General features: G+C 63.0%; 16 protein-coding genes and 1 tRNA gene. 12 read left to right on the top strand and 5 right to left on the bottom strand.

Annotated features, from left to right (window positions below; translation table 11 throughout):
• Positions 1 to 78 precede the first annotated feature (78 nt).
• Positions 79 to 154 (bottom strand) — tRNA-Lys (locus tag ACQKRQ_RS10750).
• Positions 155 to 357: 203 nt separating this feature from the next.
• Here ACQKRQ_RS10750 and ACQKRQ_RS10745 point away from each other — a divergent pair.
• Together ACQKRQ_RS10745 and ACQKRQ_RS10740 are read left to right on the top strand one after the other, a co-directional pair.
• Positions 358 to 762 carry a PaaI family thioesterase gene (locus ACQKRQ_RS10745; RefSeq protein ID WP_132376430.1) on the top strand — a complete coding sequence of 135 codons (405 nt, stop codon included), beginning with the start codon at positions 358 to 360 and terminating at the stop codon, positions 760 to 762.
• 36 nt (positions 763 to 798) lie between these two features.
• Positions 799 to 1,677 (top strand): patatin-like phospholipase family protein, encoded by an 879-nt coding sequence (locus tag ACQKRQ_RS10740; protein WP_427476820.1) that lies wholly within the window; start codon positions 799 to 801, stop codon positions 1,675 to 1,677.
• A gap of 89 nt (positions 1,678 to 1,766) precedes the next feature.
• On the opposite strand, the gene ACQKRQ_RS10735 is transcribed toward ACQKRQ_RS10740, so the two are convergent.
• On the bottom strand, positions 1,767 to 2,780 hold the full coding sequence (locus tag ACQKRQ_RS10735; RefSeq protein ID WP_132376428.1) for a D-2-hydroxyacid dehydrogenase family protein: 1,014 nt from the start codon (positions 2,778 to 2,780) through the stop codon (positions 1,767 to 1,769).
• 377 nt (positions 2,781 to 3,157) lie between these two features.
• On the opposite strand from ACQKRQ_RS10735, the gene ACQKRQ_RS10730 reads away from it, so the two are divergent.
• Together ACQKRQ_RS10730 and ACQKRQ_RS10725 are read left to right on the top strand one after the other, a co-directional pair.
• Positions 3,158 to 5,014 carry a phosphoenolpyruvate carboxykinase (GTP) gene (locus tag ACQKRQ_RS10730; RefSeq protein ID WP_427476818.1) on the top strand — a complete coding sequence of 619 codons (1,857 nt, stop codon included), beginning with the start codon at positions 3,158 to 3,160 and terminating at the stop codon, positions 5,012 to 5,014.
• Positions 5,015 to 5,356: 342 nt separating this feature from the next.
• Positions 5,357 to 6,460, top strand: coding sequence for a LysR family transcriptional regulator (locus ACQKRQ_RS10725; protein ID WP_408176254.1), 1,104 nt, complete (start codon positions 5,357 to 5,359; stop codon positions 6,458 to 6,460).
• Between the two features lie 153 nt (positions 6,461 to 6,613).
• On the opposite strand, the gene ACQKRQ_RS10720 is transcribed toward ACQKRQ_RS10725, so the two are convergent.
• The 3 genes from ACQKRQ_RS10720 to dprA all read right to left on the bottom strand — a co-directional run bounded on the left by ACQKRQ_RS10720 (position 6,614) and on the right by dprA (position 11,262).
• Positions 6,614 to 9,268, bottom strand: a complete 2,655-nt coding sequence (locus tag ACQKRQ_RS10720) for a DNA topoisomerase III (protein ID WP_408176253.1) — start codon at positions 9,266 to 9,268, stop codon at positions 6,614 to 6,616.
• Positions 9,269 to 9,517: 249 nt separating this feature from the next.
• Positions 9,518 to 9,895, bottom strand: coding sequence for a thioredoxin family protein (locus tag ACQKRQ_RS10715; RefSeq protein WP_132377009.1), 378 nt, complete (start codon positions 9,893 to 9,895; stop codon positions 9,518 to 9,520).
• An 89-nt stretch (positions 9,896 to 9,984) separates the two neighbouring features.
• On the bottom strand, positions 9,985 to 11,262 hold the full coding sequence (gene dprA, locus ACQKRQ_RS10710; RefSeq protein WP_427476816.1) for a DNA-processing protein DprA: 1,278 nt from the start codon (positions 11,260 to 11,262) through the stop codon (positions 9,985 to 9,987).
• Between the two features lie 244 nt (positions 11,263 to 11,506).
• Between dprA and def the strand changes: the two genes are divergently transcribed.
• From def to esaR, 8 genes are all read left to right on the top strand, one after another.
• On the top strand, positions 11,507 to 12,010 hold the full coding sequence (gene def, locus ACQKRQ_RS10705) for a peptide deformylase (protein WP_132376423.1): 504 nt from the start codon (positions 11,507 to 11,509) through the stop codon (positions 12,008 to 12,010).
• 31 nt (positions 12,011 to 12,041) lie between these two features.
• Positions 12,042 to 13,028: a methionyl-tRNA formyltransferase gene (fmt, locus tag ACQKRQ_RS10700; protein WP_408284445.1), complete on the top strand. Its 987-nt coding sequence runs from the start codon at positions 12,042 to 12,044 to the stop codon at positions 13,026 to 13,028.
• A gap of 114 nt (positions 13,029 to 13,142) precedes the next feature.
• The gene (locus tag ACQKRQ_RS10695) at positions 13,143 to 13,784 is read left to right on the top strand and encodes a LysE family translocator (RefSeq protein WP_427476813.1); all 642 of its coding nucleotides are present in this window, start codon (positions 13,143 to 13,145) and stop codon (positions 13,782 to 13,784) included.
• Between the two features lie 104 nt (positions 13,785 to 13,888).
• The gene (gene htpX / locus ACQKRQ_RS10690) at positions 13,889 to 14,746 is read left to right on the top strand and encodes a zinc metalloprotease HtpX (protein ID WP_132376420.1); all 858 of its coding nucleotides are present in this window, start codon (positions 13,889 to 13,891) and stop codon (positions 14,744 to 14,746) included.
• Positions 14,747 to 15,162: 416 nt separating this feature from the next.
• On the top strand, positions 15,163 to 16,602 hold the full coding sequence (rsmB, locus tag ACQKRQ_RS10685) for a 16S rRNA (cytosine(967)-C(5))-methyltransferase RsmB (protein WP_427476811.1): 1,440 nt from the start codon (positions 15,163 to 15,165) through the stop codon (positions 16,600 to 16,602).
• A complete protein-coding gene (locus tag ACQKRQ_RS10680) occupies positions 16,599 to 17,198 on the top strand; it encodes a DUF4390 domain-containing protein (protein WP_408176246.1) in 600 nt (199 codons plus the stop codon). Before rsmB ends, ACQKRQ_RS10680 begins: the two co-directional genes overlap by 4 nt.
• The gene (locus ACQKRQ_RS10675; RefSeq protein WP_132376417.1) at positions 17,188 to 19,602 is read left to right on the top strand and encodes a sensor histidine kinase; all 2,415 of its coding nucleotides are present in this window, start codon (positions 17,188 to 17,190) and stop codon (positions 19,600 to 19,602) included. Before ACQKRQ_RS10680 ends, ACQKRQ_RS10675 begins: the two co-directional genes overlap by 11 nt.
• Positions 19,603 to 20,292, top strand: coding sequence for a response regulator transcription factor EsaR (gene esaR, locus ACQKRQ_RS10670; RefSeq protein WP_132376416.1), 690 nt, complete (start codon positions 19,603 to 19,605; stop codon positions 20,290 to 20,292).
• Positions 20,293 to 20,318 lie beyond the last annotated feature (26 nt).

Genomic DNA, 20,318 nt, shown 5'->3' with positions numbered 1-20,318 from the left:
CGGCCTAAACAGTGCCTGCTTGGCGCCCAGAACGCAAAAAGCCCGGTCACAAGGACCGGGCTTTTTGCTTTGAATCTTTGGTGGGGCGTGAGTGACTCGAACACTCGACCTACGGATTAAGAGTCCGCTGCTCTACCAACTGAGCTAACGCCCCCAACAGAAGCGAAATTATGCAGTAACTTTTTTGGCTTGCCAAGTCCCCTTAGCAGATTTCTTAAAAATATTTGCATCCGCGGCCCCGAGGCATTCCTCGACGGACGCGTTGTCGTGAAAAAGGCGCTGCCTGCATCGTCCCGGTATCATGTCGCGGACACCTTGCCGCACGAAGCCTCGCGCGGCTTTCGACCGGGGATTGCCATGGATGACAAAGAGATTATCGAGTTGCTCGACCGCATCCTCGCGCCATGGGTCCGTGCGCTCACGCTGACGCCAGTCAAGGTCGATGACGAGGGCGCCACGCTGCGTCTGCCGTTCTCGGGCGGGCTGCGTCATGCGGGTGGCGTGATCTGCGGCCAGGTCTTCATGGCCGCGGCGGACACGGCCATGATCGTCGCCATTTCAGCCGCGCTCGGCGGTTTCAAACCGATGACCACCGTCTCGCTCAACATCAATTTCATGCGCGCGGTGCGCAAGGGCGACGTGCTGATCACCGCCCGCGTGTTGCGCATGGGCCGCAATCTGGTGTTCGGCGAAGTCGAATTATTCGACGAATCCGGCAACATGGCCGTCCACGCCACCACCACCTACGCACTGCTCGACTAAAACCGGCCAAAGAGCCGCATTAGAGGGAAAACCAGGATGTTCGATCAGGTCGTATTCGCCGGCGGTGGCAATCGCTGCTGGTGGCAGGCGGGTTTCTGGGACGTGATCCAGCCGGAGTTGCGCATCCGGCCGCGCGTCATCACCGGCATTTCGGCCGGCGCCGCCACCGCGTGCATGCTCTACACGCGCGATTCCGACTGGGTCATGCGCTATTACGAAGACGCGCTGCGCCACAACACGCGCAACGCCTACTGGGGCAATTTGCTGCGCGGCGAGTCGGTGTTTCCGCATTACCGCATCTACCGTCAGGCGCTGCTCGACATCTACGGCGAGAAGTTTTCGACGCTCGCCGACGCGCCGGAAATCCGCATCGGCGTATCGCATCTGCCGCGCTGGCTCGGCGCGCGTAGCGCGGTTGCCGCTGGCTTGATCGCGTACAACATCGAAAAATACGTGCGCAAGACGCTGCATCCGACGCTCGGTCAGACGCTCGGCTTTCACCCGGAATTCGTGCGCGCGCAGGATTGCGCGAGCGTCGAGGATCTGGCGGATCTGATCCTGCAATCGTCGAGTACGCCGCCTTTCACGCCGGTTCTGCGGCGCAACGGCCGGCCGGTGCTGGATGGCGGAATGGTCGATAACGTGCCGGTCGGCGCGCTCGATGCCGAGGCGCCGGGCAACGTGCTGGTGATGGTCACGCGCCTCTATCCCCGGCCGCAGATGTTTGTCGTGCCGCACGGCGTACAGCAACGGCTCTATGTGCAGCCGTCGCGCAAAGTGCCGATTTCGAGTTGGGATTACACGAGCCCTTCGCAGATGGTGCACGCGTACAACCTCGGGCGCGCCGATGGCGAGACTTTCCTGGAACGCATACCCGATCTGCTGGAAGCCGGTGCGCACGAAGCGGCGCGATGAGTTGAGTGGCGGCGGCGCGGATCCAAACGGCGACAACTGCGCCGCACGAATCCGCTCGGCGCTCCGCGCGCCGCGAAGCCCTGGCGTTTTTAACGCCGGCGGCCGCCCTGCAAGGCTTCCGGATTTGCCACGCTGGCCGTTTCGCCAGCGTCGAAGGCCAGAATATTCTTGAATGCCGCGGTGAAATACTGCTCGTAGCTTTCGCGTTCCACATAGCCGATGTGCGGCGTGCAGATCACGTTTTCCATGCGCAACAGGCTGTAGCCCTGCAGAATCGGCTCGCTTTCGTAGACGTCGATCGCGACCATGCCCGGACGGTTGTGCGACAGCGCATTCACCAGCGCGTTTTCGTCGAGGAGTTCGGCCCGGCTCGTGTTCACGAGCAGCGCGGTCGGCTTCATCCGCATCAGGTCTTCCTGTTTGACGATGCCGCGCGTGTCGTCGTGCATGCGCAAGTGCAGCGACAGGACGTCGCTTTGCTCGAACAGTGCCTCGCGGCTCTCCGCCACGCCGAAACCATCAGCGCGAGCGGCTTCGCGCGAATGCTCGCGGCCCCAGATCAGCACGTTCATGCCGAACGCCTTGCCATAACCGGCCACCAGCCGGCCGATCTTGCCGTAACCCCAGATCCCAAGCGTCTGGCCTCGCAATACCTGGCCCAAACCGAAGTTCGGCGGCAGCGCCGATGTCTTCAAGCCGGACTGCTGCCAGGCTCCTTGCTTAAGGTTTGCTACGTATTGCGGAATCCGCCGTTGGGCCGCCATGATGAGAGCCCACGTCAACTCGGCAGGTGCGAACGGTGAGCCGGTGCCTTCCAGCACCGCAATGCCACGCTCGGTACACGCGTTCAGATCGATGTGGCTCGAGACCTTGCCGGTCTGGCTGATCATGCGCAAACGCGGCAATTTATCGAGGAGTTGTGAGCTGATGCGGGTGCGTTCGCGAATCAGGACGAGGGCGTCGACTTCGGAAAGACGGCTTGCCAACTGGCCGAGACCGCGGACGGTGTTGTTGAAAACCTTGACCTCATGGTCGGCCAGCAATTGAAAGCAGTCGAGCTTGCGAACGGCGTCCTGGTAATCGTCGAGGATGGCAATCTTCATGGTATGTGTCTTGCGACGCACCTTGGTGGTGCGGAACGGAGTGTTATGCTGACTGTCCCACCATGTGACCTAGGTCACATGCCGGTCTGGCTGAATGCCTTACCGTAGTAGCTACCGCACAGAATGGCAGCGCCACGGCAAGGCGGATTGACATCGTTTTTAACAGTTTGTTGCGTGTTGAGGCAAGCCGCTTTACAGACGGTTGCAGAAGCCCGTCGGCTGGCGTCTCCGCTCAACAGGCTGTGTAGCCCGGAACGACCTGCACAATTGTGCGTCGGGTAGCAGAAACCTGGCGTGAAGAATTGAATGCCTCTCGCATGCAGCGTCTCTGGGCTTGTACCGTTTTTCTATTGCTTTTTCAAAACGGAGACAAGTCGATGAACCACCCCTCATTCGAAGGACAGCCCACTATCGAGGCGCCCGCGTGGGTCAAACACCGAAAGCTGCTCGACTGGGTCCAGCGCGTTGCCGCGAAGACCAAGCCGGACAGGATCGTCTGGTGCGACGGTTCGCAGGAGGAATACGACCGGCTTTGCGCGCAGATGGTCGAAGCCGGCACGCTCAAGAAACTCAATCCCGCCAAACGTCCCAATTCTTATCTCGCATGGTCCGATCCGTCCGATGTGGCGCGCGTCGAAGACCGCACCTTCATCTGCTCGCAGCGTCGCGAAGACGCGGGTCCCACCAATAACTGGATCGCTCCGGCCGAAATGCGCTCGACGCTCGACGGCCTGTTCGAAGGCGCGATGCGCGGCCGCACCATGTACGTGGTGCCGTTTTCGATGGGCCCGCTCGGTTCGCCGATCGCGCATATCGGCGTCGAGTTGAGCGACAGCCCGTACGTGGTCACCAACATGCGCATCATGACGCGCATGGGCCGCAAGGTTTACGACGTGCTCGGCGAAGACGGCGAGTTCGTGCCGTGCGTCCATTCGGTCGGCGCGCCGCTCGCGGCCGGCGCGAAAGACGTGCCGTGGCCGTGCAACGAAACCAAATACATCGTCCACTTCCCTGAATCGCGGGAAATCTGGAGCTACGGCTCGGGCTACGGCGGCAACGCGCTGCTGGGCAAGAAGTGCTTCGCGCTGCGCATCGCGTCGACCATGGGCCGCGACGAAGGCTGGCTCGCCGAGCACATGCTGATTCTCGGCGTGACCTCGCCGGAAGGGCGCAAGCATCATGTCGCGGCGGCGTTTCCGTCGGCGTGCGGCAAGACTAACTTCGCGATGCTGATCCCGCCGGAAGGCCTGAACGGCTGGAAAATCTCCACGATCGGCGACGATATCGCGTGGATCAAACCGGGCAAGGACGGGCGCCTGTACGCGATCAACCCGGAAGCCGGCTACTTCGGCGTGGCGCCGGGCACGAGCGAAAAAACCAACTTCAACGCGATGGCCACGTTGAAGGAAAACGTGATCTTCACGAACGTCGCGCTCACCGACGACGGCGACGTCTGGTGGGAAGGCATGACCGACGAAGCGCCCGCGCATCTGATCGACTGGCAAGGCAAGGACTGGACGCCGGCCGGCGCGAAGGAAAGCGGCCGCAAGGCGGCGCACCCGAACGCGCGCTTTACGGCGCCGGCCTCGCAATGTCCGTCCATCGACCCCGACTGGGAAAATCCGGCGGGCGTCGCGATCGACGCGTTCATCTTCGGCGGGCGCCGCTCCACCACCGTGCCGCTCGTCACCGAGGCGCGCAACTGGGTGGAAGGCGTCTACATGGCGGCGACCATGGGTTCCGAAACGACTGCCGCCGCGGCCGGCCAGCAGGGCGTGGTGCGCCGCGATCCGTTCGCGATGCTGCCGTTCTGTGGCTACAACATGAGCGACTATTTCGGTCACTGGCTGAAGACCGGCGAGCGTCTGGAGGAACTGAACGCGAAGCTGCCGAAAATCTTCTGCGTCAACTGGTTCCGCAAGGGCGCGGACGGCAAATTCGTCTGGCCGGGCTTCGGCGAGAACATGCGGGTGTTGAGCTGGATGGTCGGCAGGATCGAAGGCTCGGCTCAAGGTGAGGAACATGCTTTCGGCGTGTCGCCGCACTACGAGGACATCGACTGGAGCGGGCTGAATTTCAGCCGCGAGCAGTTCGAGCAGGTCATTTCCGTCGACGACGCAGCCTGGCGCGCGGAACTCGCGCTGCACGCCGAGCTGTTTGACACATTGCAGCAAGGCCTGCCGCCGGCGCTAACGGAGGCCAAACGCGCGCTCGAAGGGAAACTTGCCGCGTGATCAGGTGAGTATTCACTTCGCACGAAAACCGCCTTCGGGCGGTTTTTTCTTTGCGGTCCACCGTCGCACTGCGATTTTTTCTGATTTCGCAATGCCGGAGCGGCCGTTGCGTCTGTTCGAACAAAAATGACAGTTCAAGCTGCACTGCAGCAGATTGTTTCCCTTCAAGGAACAATCGATGATCACGCCCCACATTGGGGAACACAGTCGCACAAATATCGACAATATTTCCGCTTTCGCGGGCAACTTCTGCACGATTTCGCGAGTCGTAGGAGAATTCCAAGTTCGCTTCACTGGTTTTCACTAATTGTCAGGAAGCAGTAACACGGCAGGAGTTGTCTTATGGATCATTTGCAGTCGATGCGAGTTTTCGTCAGAGTGGCGGATCTCGGCAGTTTTGCCCGCGCTGCGAGCGCGATGGATATTTCCAACGCAGTTGCCACCCGTCACGTTGCCGACCTCGAAGGCCGTCTAGGTACGCGACTGCTCAATCGCACCACCCGCAGCTTGTCTCTGACCGAATCAGGCCAGGTGTATCTCGAGCGTGCGCGCCAGATTCTCGACGAACTGGAAGACGTCGAGCAGATGGTGGTCGCGCGCAATCACGAGCCCGTCGGCACGTTACGGATCGTCGCACCGGTCGTGTTCGGGCTGCACAACCTTGCACCCGTGCTCCAGACGTACGCGGAGCGCTATCCGAAAGTCATCCCCGACGTCACGCTGGTCGACCGCCAGGTCGATCTGGTCGAAGAAGGCTTCGACGTGGGCGTCGTGATCGCGCGGCAAATGCGCAGCGCGAGCATTGTCACGCGGCGTCTCACCACGGGTTGCATGACGGTGTGCGCCACGCCGGCGTATCTGGAAAAGCACGGCATGCCCACGCGTCCGGAGCATTTGCTCGAGCATCCGTGCCTGAGCCTGCCCTCCGAATATTGGGGCGACGAGCGTGTGTTCACCGGGCCGGAAGGCGAAGTGCGCGTGCGTCCGTCGAACGTGATCGTTGCGAACAACACGGAAATGCTGCGTCAGTTTGCGCTGCTCGGCATGGGCATCGCGATCCTGCCGAGCTATCTGATCGGCCGTGACATGACGCGCGGCAGGCTCGTACGCCTGCTCGGCGATTACCGGTTGCCGCAGGTCGAGATCAACATCGCGTATCCGAGCCGCCGTCACTTGCCGGCAAAAGTGCGCACGTTCATCGACCATCTGGTCGAGCATTTCAGCCAGACGCCGAACAGCCTGCTGGGTGAACAGTGGATCAAGGAGGACGGCCTCGGCCGGGCCGCCACGACGACAGCGCTCGATTCCGCGGAATCCATGCCGCCGGAAGCATTCGACGGCGCTGAGCCGCTCTCACGCCTGCTGGACAGCGAGTTATCGCCGCTGCCGAAGACGCTGGCCAAGACGACGCCTCGTACTCGGCCCACGGCTTTATCGCCGCTGTAAGTATTGGATCGATCAAGCCGGGAAGGCCGCCGCTAGGCGCTTGCCGGCGGACAAACAAAAAGGCGCGGTCACGCTATGTGACCGCGCCTTTTTTCGTGGCAAGTCCAGATGAAGCGAGCCGGAAGAGAATCTTCTTCCGGCCGCCGGTTCGAATTACGAGCCGGTTTTACGCGCCACCGCCTTCTTGGCGGGGGCTTTCTTGGCCGCCGGTGCTTTTTTCGCTGCGGCCTTCTTGGCTGCTGGCGCGGCCTTTACCGCCACCGGCGTTTCACCGTCCTCGGATTCCGATTCCGATGCTGCGTTGGCCGCCGCCTTGGCCGCCGCGGTCTTCGCGGCAGTCTTTGCCGACGGCTCCTTCTTCTCGAACTCGAAGCCGATCTTGCCGTCGTTCTGCTTGACGAGGAACGCCTTGAAGTTACGGCCGGTACGCGACGACTTGAAGTTCGTCAGCAGATCCGTGCGGCCTTCTTCGAGCAGCTTGGCCATCTGTTCACGGGCGATTTCCTGCTGCAGGATCACCTTGCCAGAGCGGAAATCGCAAGTCTTCGGATTGGCGACCGAGTTCTCGCAGACGTAGCTCATGCCGTGCTCGAACACGCGGCCCTTGCACTTCGGGCACGCGCCCACCGGTTGCTGATCGGAGAAGTCAGGCGGTTCGCCGTCTTCGCCGCCCGCATCCTGGCCGAAGTCGAATTCGAGTTTGTAGTTCTTGATTTCGTCGTCGAGCGAGAGCTTCAGGATTGCCGAGAACGGCCGGCCCATCTTGCTGCGGAAGCCCGACAGCGGCCCGATCGTCTTGTTCTGCAGCAGCTCTTCGACTTCCGGAATTTCGAACTGACGTCCGCCCGGAATTTTCGAGATCGAGAACTCGCATTTCGAGCAGGCAAAGCGCCGGTAGTTTTCCTTCACCTGACCGCCGCAATTCGGACATGGCGTCTGCAAAGTCGCGTAATCACCCGGGATCGTGTCGGAATCGTACTCTTTCGCGCGCTTGACGATGGTCTGCGTCATGCGGGCGATTTCCTGCATGAACGCGTCACGCGGCAGGTTGCCGCGTTCCATTTGCGACAGCTTGTACTCCCACTCACCGGTCAATTCCGGCGCCGTCAGTTCCTTCACACCGAGGCCGCGCAACAGCGTCATGAGCTGGAAAGCCTTGGCGGTCGGAATCAGATCGCGGCCTTCGCGAATCAGATACTTCTCACCCAGCAAACCTTCGATGATCGCCGCACGCGTGGCCGGCGTGCCGAGCCCCTTGGCCGCCATGGCTTCGCGCAGTTCGTCGTCTTCGACGAGCTTGCCCGCGCCTTCCATGGCCGACAGCAAGGTGGCTTCGTTGTAGCGTGCGGGCGGTTTCGTCACCAGTTGCTGGGCGGCGATCTTGTCCGTCTTGACCTTCTCGTCTTTTTGCACCGGCACGAGGTTGGCGTCTTCGCCGCTGATCTCGCGGCCATAAACCTGCAACCAGCCCGGTTCGACCAGCACCTTGCCTTCGGTCTTGAAGTGATGCCCGACCACTTCCGTGATGCGTGTCGTCACCTTGAATTCGGCAGCCGGGAAAAACACCGCGAGGAAGCGCTTCACGACGAGGTCGTAGAGCTTCTGTTCCGGTTCGGACAGATTCTTCGGTGCTTGCAGCGTCGGGATGATTGCAAAGTGGTCGCTGATCTTCGAGTTATCGAAGATGCGCTTGTTCGGCTTCACCCAGCCCTTGTCGAGCACCTGCTTGGCGAACGGCAGATAGTTGTTGCTCTCCTTGAGCATGCCGAGCGTCTCTTTGACCGTATCCATATAGTCTTCCGGCAGCGCGCGCGCGTCGGTACGGGGATAGGTCAGCACCTTGTGCTTTTCGTACAGCGCCTGGGCGAGGCCCAAAGTGTTCTTCGCCGAGAAGCCGAAGCGGCCGTTGGCCTCGCGCTGCAAGCTGGTCAGGTCGAACAGGGCCGGCGAGAGTTGCGTGGACGGCTTCGATTCCTCGGTCACCGTGCCGATCTGGCCACGGCAGGCGGCGACGATCGTCTCAGCCGCGGGCAGCGCCCACAGACGCGAATCGCGTTTTTCCGGATCGAACTCGTCGCGCTTGAATTTCGGATCGAACCAGCGGCCTTCGTAGAAGCCGGCCGAGCAGACGAACTCCGCTTTCACTTCCCAATAGTCGCGCGGCACGAAGCGGCGAATCTTCTCTTCGCGCTCGACCACGATCGACAGCGTCGGCGTTTGCACCCGCCCGACCGTAGTCAGGAAGAAGCCGCCGCCCTTGCTGTTGAACGCGGTCATGGCACGCGTGCCGTTGATGCCGACCAGCCAGTCCGCTTCCGAGCGGCAGCGTGCCGCATCCGCGAGCGGCTGCATCTCTTCGTCGCTGCGCAGACGGGCGAAGCCGTCGCGGATTGCGCCCGCCGTCATGGATTGCAGCCACAGGCGCTGCACCGGCTGCTTGGCTTTCGCGTGCTGCGCGATCAGTCGGAAAATCAGTTCGCCCTCGCGCCCCGCGTCACATGCGTTGATCAGGCGGTCGACATCTTTGCGCTTGAGCAGCTTGGTCAGCACCTTCAGGCGCGACTCGCTTTTGGCGATCGGGTTGAGATCGAAGTGCGGCGGAATGACGGGCAGATTGGCGAAACTCCACTTGCCGCGTTTGACTTCATAGTCTTCGGGCGCGGCAATTTCCAGCAGATGGCCGACTGCCGAGGAAAGGACGTAGTCGTCGCTCTCGTAGTATTCGTCATGCTTGGTAAAGCCGCCCAAAGCGCGCGCGATGTCGTTCGCGACGGAAGGCTTTTCGGCGATGATCAGTGCTTTGGACATGACTCGATGTGAGGTTGGTAGATCAGGGTTGATGGCCGTGAGTGCGCTTCTGTTAGCGCGACCCTCGTTTGCGACCTTTGCGACCCATTAACGACCGCTTTATAGCACACGGCGCGAGACCGGCGTGTCAAGTGCGATAAAAGCGCGAAATCATAATTGCGTGCTCAGGCATCAGGCAAGCTGCGGCAAACACCTTGTGCACCGCTCGCAACGCCCCGGCCGCTGGGCTCGCAAACCGGCGAGCCTGAATCAGGCGACAGCCAGCGCGGGCCGCAGTTTCGGCGCGCCGCTGACGCCGGGCACGGCCGTCAAATCAGACAACATCCGTTCCACAATCGCCGCCTGCGGCAAAACGGTGCCGAAGAATCGTGTCGTTACCGAGTCTTCGATCAGGATGGTCGGAAAATTCTCAACATCCAGATCCTCGAAACGGTCCGCATGGGTCTCTATATCGATCCATGCGAAACAGATTTCCGGGTGCCGGTCGGCCAGCTTGTCGAAAGCGTCTCGATACTCACGGCAGGTTCCGCACCATTCCGCGCACAGGCAGGCAACGAACAGCGTCTCGGATTCGTTGACGCGCTCGGCGATCCGGTCTTGGTCGGTGTCGAGGTTTAGCGCGGGCATGGTGGTTCCTTGCGTACTTTTGTCAGGTGCTTTGGCGCGAATGTAGCATGGCCGATCCCGAATGGTGGTCAACTCTGATCAATGCGAGGTCAGCCGTGGCTCGTCCGCATGAAGCGGCCGCCGGGCAGCACGCTCACCTGGCCGGCGAGTTCGAGTTGCAGCAAGGTGGTTTGCAGTGCCGCGTCCTCCATCTCGGTGCGGGTGGCGAGAATTTCAAGCGTGGTGGGCGAATGACCGAGCGCGGCGAGGAGGCGCTGTGCTTCCGGGGCGACCGGTGGGCAAGGCGGCGCGGCGACCGGCGTCGCAGAACCTGCCGCTGCTGCTTCGGTCGGAGATGGTTCTGCCGTCTGTGCTCCAGACGACTCGGGCTCGCCTGCTACCGTACCGCTGACCGCTGATGTATTCGGTGAATCGACACCGCCCCAAAGAACGGCATGCGCCGACCCCGACGCCACCCGCGGCGCTGCCCGCCGCGCAAAACCCAGCTCCTCCAGCACTTCATCCGGCGTTTCCACCAGCTTCGCGCCCTGCTTGATGATTCGATGACACCCGCGCGACAGCGGTGCGTGAATCGAGCCGGGCAGCGCGAAGATGTCGCGTCCCATCTCATTGGCGAGCCGCGCCGTGATCAGCGAACCGGAGCGCATCGCCGCTTCGACGATCACCACGCCGCTGACGAGCCCGGCGATCAGCCGGTTACGCTGCGGGAAATTGGCCGCGCGCGCGGGCGTGCCGAGCGGCCACTCGGAGAGAATCGCGCCCTGTACCGCGATCTGGCGCGCCAGCGCGTGATGCGCCGCCGGATACACGAGGTCCGCGCCGGTACCGATCACGGCGACGGTGCCGCCGACGCCCTCCAACCCGCCCCGATGCGCGGCGCCGTCGATGCCGAGCGCGAGCCCCGAGACGACAGTGACACCGGCCACCGACAGCTCGCGCGCGAACCGCTCCGCGTCTTCGACGCCTTGCGGTGTAGCGCTGCGGCTTCCCACGAGGGCGACTGCTCGCGTATGCAACAGTTTCAACCGGCCCTTTATATATAGCAGCGGTGGCGGATCGGGCATGGTCAGCAGCGCCGGCGGGTAAGCGGGGTCGTCGAGCGTCACGACCTGGTTGCCGGGTTGCTCGCGCCACGCGATCACCGCGTCCAGCTGGGCCTCGAATTCGGGGCCCGTCGGCGCCAGCGCCGCGCGTGCCGCGGCTTCACCAGCAATCTCGGCGAGCGCCTCGGGCGTTTGATCGAAAATCGCTTTCGGCAATCCAAACGCGCCCAGCAGTAGGCGCAGCGCAGCCGGTTTCAGCCCCGGTGCGAGCGCAAGCCGCAGCCATGCGGCGAGTTCAATTTCGGTTGCGGGCAAGGTGTGCATTACGTGTCGATCCTCCTGCAGGGCCAGCGGGCAGGCGGGCGCCATGCTAAAATTTTCATCATCCGAAATAACTGCGGCGCCGCGCCCACCCGCGCGGGCTCGTCGTTTGGCGCACGAGGCGCGTTGAATCGAACCGGTTCGACACCATCTATCCTGTGCGTAACGCGACGGGCTCACAACCTGGCCGAAAGGCCAACGCGGGCCTTCCCACGGTCAGCGGCGCCCGAAAATCACACTCGAGATCATGGCTTTACTGAATATCCTCAACTACCCGGACAAACGGCTGCACAAGATCGCGAAGCCGGTCGCGGAGGTCAACGACCGCATCCGCCGCCTCGTCAAGGACATGGCCGAAACCATGTACGGCGCGCCCGGCGTCGGCCTGGCCGCGACCCAGGTGGACGTGCACGAGCGCGTGATCGTGATCGACGTGTCGGACGACCACAACGAACTGCTCGCCTTCATCAACCCCGAAATCATCTGGTCGAGCGACGAAAGGAAGCTGTCGGAAGAGGGCTGTCTCTCGGTGCCGGGCATTTACGACAATGTCGAGCGCGCCGAGAAAGTGCGCGTGCGGGCGCTCAACGAGAAGGGCGAAACCTTCGAGATGGACTGTGAAGGCCTGCTCGCGGTGTGCATCCAGCACGAAATGGATCACCTGATGGGCCGCGTGTTCGTCGAGTACCTGTCGTCGCTGAAGCAGACGCGCATCAAGAGCAAGATGAAGAAGCTCGCCCACGCAATGTAATGCGCGTTCACCTCGCCTACCGCTCCCGTTCATGAGTCATTCGTTGCGCGTCATCTTTGCCGGTACGCCGGAGTTCGCTGCGGCCGCGCTGGCCGCGATTCACAGCGCCGGTTTCCCGGTGCCGCTCGTGCTGACCCAGCCGGATCGGCCCGCCGGTCGCGGAATGAAATTGCAGGCGAGTCCGGTCAAGCGCTATGCGCAGGAGCATGGTTTGACCGTCGCCCAGCCGCCTTCGCTGCGCCGCGCCGGCAAATATCCAGCCGAAGCCGCCGCCGCGATCGATCAATTGCGCGCCACGCCGCACGACGTCATGGTGGTGGCCGCTTACGGCCTGATCCTGCCGCAGGAAGTGCTCGATATTGCGCCGCTTGGCTGCATCAACATTCACGCGTCGTTGTTGCCGCGCTGGCGCGGTGCAGCGCCGATTCATCGCGCGATCGAAGCGGGTGACGCCGAAACCGGCATTACGCTGATGCAGATGGATGTCGGCCTCGACACCGGCGCGATGATCTCCGAAGCGCGCACCGCGATTTCCGTCGACGACACGACGGCCACGTTGCACGACCGTCTCGCGCAAGACGGCGCGAAGCTGATCGTCGAGGCGCTGATCGAGCTCGAGCGCACAGGCAAACTGGCGGCAACCCCGCAGCCCGCGGACGGCGTGACCTATGCGGAAAAGATCGGCAAGCAGGAAGCCGCGCTCGACTGGCGCCGCCCGGCGGCGGTGCTCGCGCGCCAGGTGCGCGCGTTCGACCCGTTCCCTGGCGGTGTCGGCACGCTTGAAGACGGCACGTCGATCAAGCTCTGGGCTGCGGTTCCCAGCGACGCGCAAGCCAGGAGCGCACCGGGCACGATCACCGACATCTCTCCCGACGGCGTGGTCGTAGCCTGCGGCGAAGGCGCGCTGCGTCTCACGCAATTGCAGAAACCCGGCGGCAAGCGCCTGCCGGTGCGCGAATTCCTGGCCGGCTCGACGCTGGCTGTGGGGCAGCGCTTTCAACTTCCCGAAGCAAAGTAACACCGTCGCGCACGACCTGAACATCGTCCATTCGGACGATGTTCAAGACCCCGCTGGACAGGCCGGTCGCGCGTTAGAATCCTCCATGCAATAGCCCGGATTTCGAGGATTTCCATGTTCGGCATCACCCATTTCGAGTTTTTCGTCGTCGCGGTCTTTCTCCTGAACGTGACGCCCGGTCCCGATACGGCTTATATCGTCGGGCGCAGTGTCGCTCAAGGCCGTGGCGCGGGTCTCATGTCGGCGCTTGGCATTTCCGCCGGCTGCTGCGTTCACTCGCTCGCCTGCGCGTTCGGCTTGACCGCGCTGCTGGCCGCGTCGGCCACCGCATTCACGGTCATCAAGTTCGTCGGCGCTATTTATCTGATGTATCTCGGCGTGCGCCTGCTCTTCGCCAAGCCGGCCGCCCGCCACGCTGCGGGCGAAGCGCGCGCGGCCGGCGCGCCCAAATCGCTGCGCCAGCTTTTCCTGCAAGGCTTCTGGACCAACGTGCTGAACCCCAAGGTGGTACTGTTTATCGTGTCGTTCTTCCCGCAGTTCGTGACGACCGGCAGCGACCACAAAGCGCTTGCCTTCCTCACGCTCGGAGCGGTGTTCGTCGTGATGAGCATGCTCTGGAACAGTTTTGTCGCGTGGATCGCGGGCAGTGTGACGCGGCGCTTTTCGGGCCAGCCGTCGGTGAAGAAGTGGCTGGATCGGGGTGTCGGCAGCGCTTTCGTCGGCTTGGGCCTCAAGCTCGCCACCGCATCAAGATGATTGAATTTTCCCTGCGCGCCCATATCTAACATTTCGCTTACAACCGAGCGCCGCGACCACGCGGTGCAGATATGAACCCCGCGTTAGGGCAAGGAGTTGCAGACATGTTCAATTGGGTCAAAACCGCGATGTTGATGGCCGCGATCACGGCCCTTTTCATCGTGATCGGCGGGATGATCGGCGGGTCGCGCGGCATGACGATCGCGCTCGTGATCGCCCTTGGGATGAATTTCTTTTCGTACTGGTTCTCGGACAAGATGGTCCTGCGCATGTACAACGCGCAGGAAGTCGACGAAACCAGTGCGCCGCAGTTCTATCGCATGGTGCGCGAGCTCTCCACGCGCGCCGGCCTGCCCATGCCGCGCGTCTACCTGATCAATGAAGACGCGCCGAACGCGTTCGCCACCGGCCGCAATCCGGAGCATGCGGCGGTCGCTGCCACAACCGGCATTCTGCGCGTGCTGTCCGAGCGCGAAATGCGCGGGGTCATGGCGCACGAACTCGCGCACGTGAAGCATCGCGACATTCTGATCTCGACCGTTTCGGCCACTATGGCCGGCGCCATTTCCGCGCTGGCGAACTTTGCGATGTTCTTCGGCAGCCGCGACGAAAACGGCCGTTCCACGAACCCGATCGCGGGCATCGCCGTAGCGCTGCTGGCGCCGATCGCCGGTGCGTTGATCCAGATGGCGATTTCGCGGGCACGTGAATTCGAAGCGGATCGTGCCGGCGCGCAGATTTCCGGCGACCCGCAAGCGCTCGCTTCGGCGCTCGACAAGATCCATCGTTACGCGAGCGGGATTCCGTTCCCCACGGCCGAGCAGCATCCGGCCACCGCGCAAATGATGATCATGAATCCGCTGTCGGGCGGCGGCATCGCGAATCTGTTCTCCACGCACCCGGCCACCGAAGAGCGCATCGCGCGTTTGATGGAAATGGCGCGTACGGGGCGCTTCGAATAACGCCGCGCGGCACTCGCGCGGTGTGAGGAAGGGCGAGTCGGCTGACTCGCCTTTTTTATTCCAGCGCGATGGAGCGTGAGCTAGCGATGGCGCTGCGGATCACGTGAACATCATTCTCTTCACCAGCGTCCGAAGGTCCGCACCGGATCTTCGACCCTGCGCTTCACATGCCGGTCTTCCCGCCCACCGTGGATTTGCAATCGCTACGCTTATAGACCGCCCGCGGGCCGGTGCGCCGCGCCATGCCAGGTTCGCACCAAATCGTTGAACCCGCCCTCCAGCCCCACACTTTCCCGTTCGTCGCAGATCCGCAGTCGGCTCGCTCACGGACCGGCCGCCGGCCCGTGCGCCGCGCCACGCTACAATGTGTGCTGATTGTGTCGCGCGCTCCCGCGCGGCCCGCTTTAGCCTTCTTCATGACCACAAAGCCTTCTTCGCGTACTGCTTCCTCATCGGCTCGTCCGCGCGAATCACGTTTGTCGATGCTGCATCTCGCGCCCGAATCGCTCGGTTTCGCGCTCGACTGCGCGGGCCAGGCGGTCGGCGCCGTGCGTCTCGGCGCAGCCTTGCCGGCCGCGCTGCAATCCGTCTTCGTGTCCGCGCCAGAGGGCAACGCCGCCGCCGCGCGTGGCGCGGTGCAGGACATCGCGTACCGCACCATGCGGCGTCTCGCGACCGCCGAGTGGCTGATCGCGAAGCTGGTGAAAAAGGCGCCTGCGCCGCACGTCGGCCATGTGCTCGCCTGCTCGCTGGCCCTGCTCGTCGACGACGAAGCGAACGCTGCCTACGCGCCGTTCACGGTGGTCGATCAGGCGGTGAACGCGATCGGCGCACGTCGTGAATTCGCCTTTGCGAAGGGCCTCGTCAACGCCGTCCTGCGCAATTTTCTGCGCGAGCGCGAAACGCTGTTGAACGCCGCACAGGCCGATGAAGTGGCGTGCTGGAACTACCCGGCATGGTGGATCGACGCGGTCAAACGCGCGTGGCCCGACGCATGGCAGTCGGTGCTCGCCGCCGGCAACACGCAAGGCCCGCTGACGCTGCGGGTGAACGCGCGTCACTCGACAGTCGACGCCTATCTGCAGGTGCTGCAAAACCATCACATTGCCGCGAGCAAGGCCGGCGACTACGCCGTCAAGCTCGTCACGCCGATGCCGGTCGACCGCATTCCGGGTTTCAACGACGGCGTCGTCTCGGTGCAGGACGCCGGCGCGCAACTCGCCGCACAACTGCTCGGCGTGCGCGACGGCATGCGCGTGCTCGACGCCTGCGCGGCGCCCGGCGGCAAGACCGGACATCTGCTCGAACTCGCCAAACTTCATCTCGTCGCGCTCGAAAGCGATGCGTCGCGCGCGCGTCGTATCGGTGAAAATCTGCAGCGCCTCAAACTCGAAGCGGAAGTGCGGATCGGCGACGCGGGCGCGCCGGCGAAATGGCACGACGACATCGACCAGCCGTTCGACCGCATTCTGGCCGACGTGCCGTGCTCGGCGTCGGGCATCGTGCGGCGCCATCCGGATATCCGCTGGCTGCGCCGCGCGTCGGACATTCCCGCGCTGGTCGCCGAGCAGCGCCGCATTCTCAACGCCCTGTGGCCGCTCGTGAAGCCAGGCGGCGAGTTGCTCTACGTTACGTGTTCGATCTTTCCGGAAGAAGGCGAGTTGCAGGCGCAGTGGTTTGGAAACAAGTATCAGGATGCGGTACGATTGGACGCGCCGGGGCAACTGTTGCCTTCAGTCGCTCGCGCGCCCGCCGACACATCGGCCGGTTCTCATGCCGGACAGCCCGCTGAAGACAGCGCCGGCGCGAACTCAGACCACGACGGATTTTTCTACGCGCGCTTTCAGAAACGGTGACCATCAAACGCTTTTTCCCGCTTCGGCTCGCTGCCGTGCTCTGGATCGCGCTGGCCGTATGGCTGGCGGCGCCGGGCGTGGCGCACGCTGACTCGATCGCGGTCCAGCGTGCGTCGCTGCAATCCGACAACACCGGCTGGAATCTCGACGCGCGTTTCGACTTCGATCTGAATAGCAACCTCGAGGACGCGGTCAATAAAGGCATTCCGCTTTATTTCACGACCGACTTCGAACTGAGCCGGCCGCGCTGGTACTGGTTCGACGAGCAGCCGGTGAGCGTGTCGCAAAGCATCCGCCTGTCGTTCCAGCCGCTCACGCGCGAATATCGCGTGTCGAGCGTGTCGTCCGGCGGTTTGCAACTCGGCTTCACTACGCTCAAGGATGCGCTCGCAGTGATCAAGCACATCACGTCGTGGCACGTGATCGACCGAAGTGAAGTGCGTGTCGGCGAGACCTATAACGCGTCGGTGCGTATGCAACTCGACATCGCGCTGATGCCCAAGCCGTTCCAGATCGACGCGGTGAACAACCGCGACTGGAACCTCGCGTCCGAATGGAAGCGCTTTACCTTCACGGTGACCGAACGTGCTAAATAAAGTGCGCTCCGCTACCAGTGTCAGCAGCATCGTCGTGCGCGTGCTGGTGTCGACGGTCGCCGTCACGGCCGTGTTGCTGCTCGTGCTGCTGGCCGCGGCCAGCGCGAACACCGAATTCTTCGACCGCTATTACCAGTGGCTCTACGCGGCCAACCTCGTGGTCGCGATGATCTTTTTGCTGGTGGTGGCGACGCTCGTCATCATCATCATCGCGCGGCTGAGGAAGGGTAAGTTCGGCACGCGGTTATTGGCCAAACTTGCGTTCTTCATGGCGCTGGTCGGCGTGGTGCCAGGCGGGATCATCTACGTCGTGTCGTATCAGTTCGTGTCGCGCAGTATCGAGTCGTGGTTCGATGTGAACGTCGAAACAGCGCTCACGTCCGGCTTGAATCTCGGGCGCGGCATGCTCGACGCGTCACTGTCCGATCTGCAGACCAAGGGCCGGTTGATGTCGGAACAGTTGGCGAGCGCGGATGCCGCCGGCACCACGCTCACGCTGCTGCGTCTGCGCGATCAGTTCGGCGTGCAGGATGCGACGATCGTCGAACCCACGCGCAGTATGTCGGGTGCGACGCCCGAAATGCACGTGGTCGCGCAGGCATCGGGCAACTACGCGACGCTTGTGCCGAACGATTTGCCCACGCCGCTGATGATCGATCAGGCGCGCGGCCGCGGCTATGCGGCGATCGAAGGCGAAGTGGACGGCGATCCTCACGCGCATGGCAGCAAGGGCGTGTTGCGGCTGCGCGTGGTGCAACGCATCCCCGATTCGAACGCCTCGCTGCTGCAGCCCACCGAACGTTTCCTGCAACTCACGCAGCCGGTGTCGCCCACGCTCGCGCGTAATGCCGACGCGGTGCAGCGCGCCTATCGCGAGTACCAGGAGAAGGCGCTCGGCCGCACGGGTCTGCGTAAGATGTATATCGGCACGCTGACGCTCGCGCTGTTCCTCGCCACCTTCATCGCAATGATGCTGGCGCTCGCGCTCGGCAATCAGCTCGCGCGGCCGTTGTTCCTGCTGGCGCAAGGCACCAAGGAAATCACGGAAGGCGATTACACGCCGAAGCGCGAAATCAAATCGCGCGACGAACTGGGCTTTCTCACGCAGTCGTTCAACGCGATGACGCGGCAGTTGTCCGAAGCGCGCGCGGCGGTCGAGAACAATCGCATTGCGCTCGAACATTCGAAGGCGTATCTGGAAAGCATTCTCGCGAACCTGACCGCCGGGGTGTTCGTGTTCGACCGGCAGTTCAGGCTGACCACCGCGAATCGCGGCGCCGAGCGGATTTTCCGTCAGCCGTTCCAGGCGGTGATGGGTTCGGCGCTGGATCAGATCGGCGTGCTGAGCGAATTCGGCGGTATGGTCCGCAAAGCGTTTGCCGATCGCGAAGCCGCGAGCGGCGATGGTCACGACGATCGCGGCCACTGGCAGCAGCAGTTCTCGGTGCAGGTGCCGGGCGAAACCGAGCCGCTCACCTTGCTCGTGCGCGGCGCGCGGCTCGTCTCCGCGACGGACCGCGATGCGGAAGACATGCAGACCTCCGGCTACGTCGTGGTGTTCGACGATATCTCGGACGTGATCTCCGCGCAGCGTTCGATCGCGTGGGGTGAAGTCGCGCGGCGGCTCGCACACGAGATCAAGAATCCGCTCACGCCGATCCAGCTCTCGGCCGAACGTTTGCAGATGAAGCTCGCCGACAAGCTGTCGCCATCCGATGCCGACGTATTGAAGCGCGGCGCGACCACGATCGTGAACCAGGTCGCCGCGATGAAGCAGATGGTCGACAACTTCCGCGACTACGCGCGTACGCCGCCAGCGGTGCTCGCGCATTTGCAACTGAACGATCTGGTCAGCGAAGTGCTCACGCTGTACGGTATCGAAGAGGGCAAGGGCGCTATTCAAGTGGAGCTCGCTGCGTTGCCGGCGATCCGTGGCGACGCGACGCAATTGCGTCAGGTGATTCACAACCTGCTGCAGAACGCGCAGGATGCGGTTGCGGACCTCGAGCATCCACATGTGTTGCTCGAGACGAGGACAGTAGAATACGGAGACCCCGACGCGGAAGGCAAAGTACACGTCGCGGTGCGTCTGACGGTGTCGGATAACGGAGCGGGCTTTCCCGCGCGTATCCTCACACGTGCATTCGAGCCTTACGTGACGACCAAGGCCAAAGGTACGGGCCTGGGTCTTGCGATGGTCAAGAAGATCGTCGATGAACACGGCGCGCGCATCGACATCCGCAATCGTATGAAAGCGGGCGATGTCATCGAGGGCGCGCAGATTTCGATTCTCTTCCTTCAACTGGCAGACGATGCCGCGGCACCCGGAACAGGGCCGCGTCCGGCGCACGGCGGTGCGTCGCAGGGAAAGACAAAAGCAACAGTGCAGACAAAGGCAGCGTAAATGGCAACCATCCTGGTGGTAGATGATGAAATGGGCATCCGGGAATTGCTCTCGGAGATCCTGAGCGACGAAGGGCATGTCGTGGAGGCCGCGGAAAACGCGCAGGAAGCGCGCGAGTTCCGTTTGCGCCAGGCGCCTGACCTGGTGCTGCTCGACATCTGGATGCCCGACACCGACGGCGTGACCTTGCTCAAGGAATGGGCCGCGCAAGGGCAGCTGACCATGCCGGTAATCATGATGTCCGGGCACGCGACCATCGACACGGCGGTCGAAGCAACCAAGATCGGCGCACTCAATTTCCTCGAGAAGCCGATTGCGCTGCAGAAGCTGCTGAAGGCCGTCGAGCAGGGGCTCGCGCGCGGAACTGCGGTGGGTGCGCCCGGCGGCGCGGCAGCCAAGCCGGTGTTGCCGGTGAGTGCCTCGGCCGTGGCTTCGGCGGCGGCCTTGCCGATGCTCTCGACCGATGGCATGGGCAGCGGCGCGCTGGCTGCGCAAACGGCCTCGATCTCGTTCGATATTCCGCTGCGCGACGCACGCGATGCGTTCGAGCGCGCGTACTTCGAATATCACCTCGCGCGTGAAAACGGCAGCATGACGCGCGTGGCGGAGAAGACCGGGCTGGAGCGCACGCACTTGTATCGCAAGCTCAAGCAGCTCGGCGTAGATCTCGGCAAAAACAAGGGCGAGTGAAGGTGAGTACCAAGCAGAAGTGAAGC

The sequence above is a fragment of the Paraburkholderia sp. NPDC080076 genome, assembly GCF_050281145.1.
Lineage (GTDB): Bacteria > Pseudomonadota > Gammaproteobacteria > Burkholderiales > Burkholderiaceae > Paraburkholderia.
Note: the sequence above shows the minus strand (reverse complement) of the source record. Positions and strands in the feature narration are given on the sequence as shown.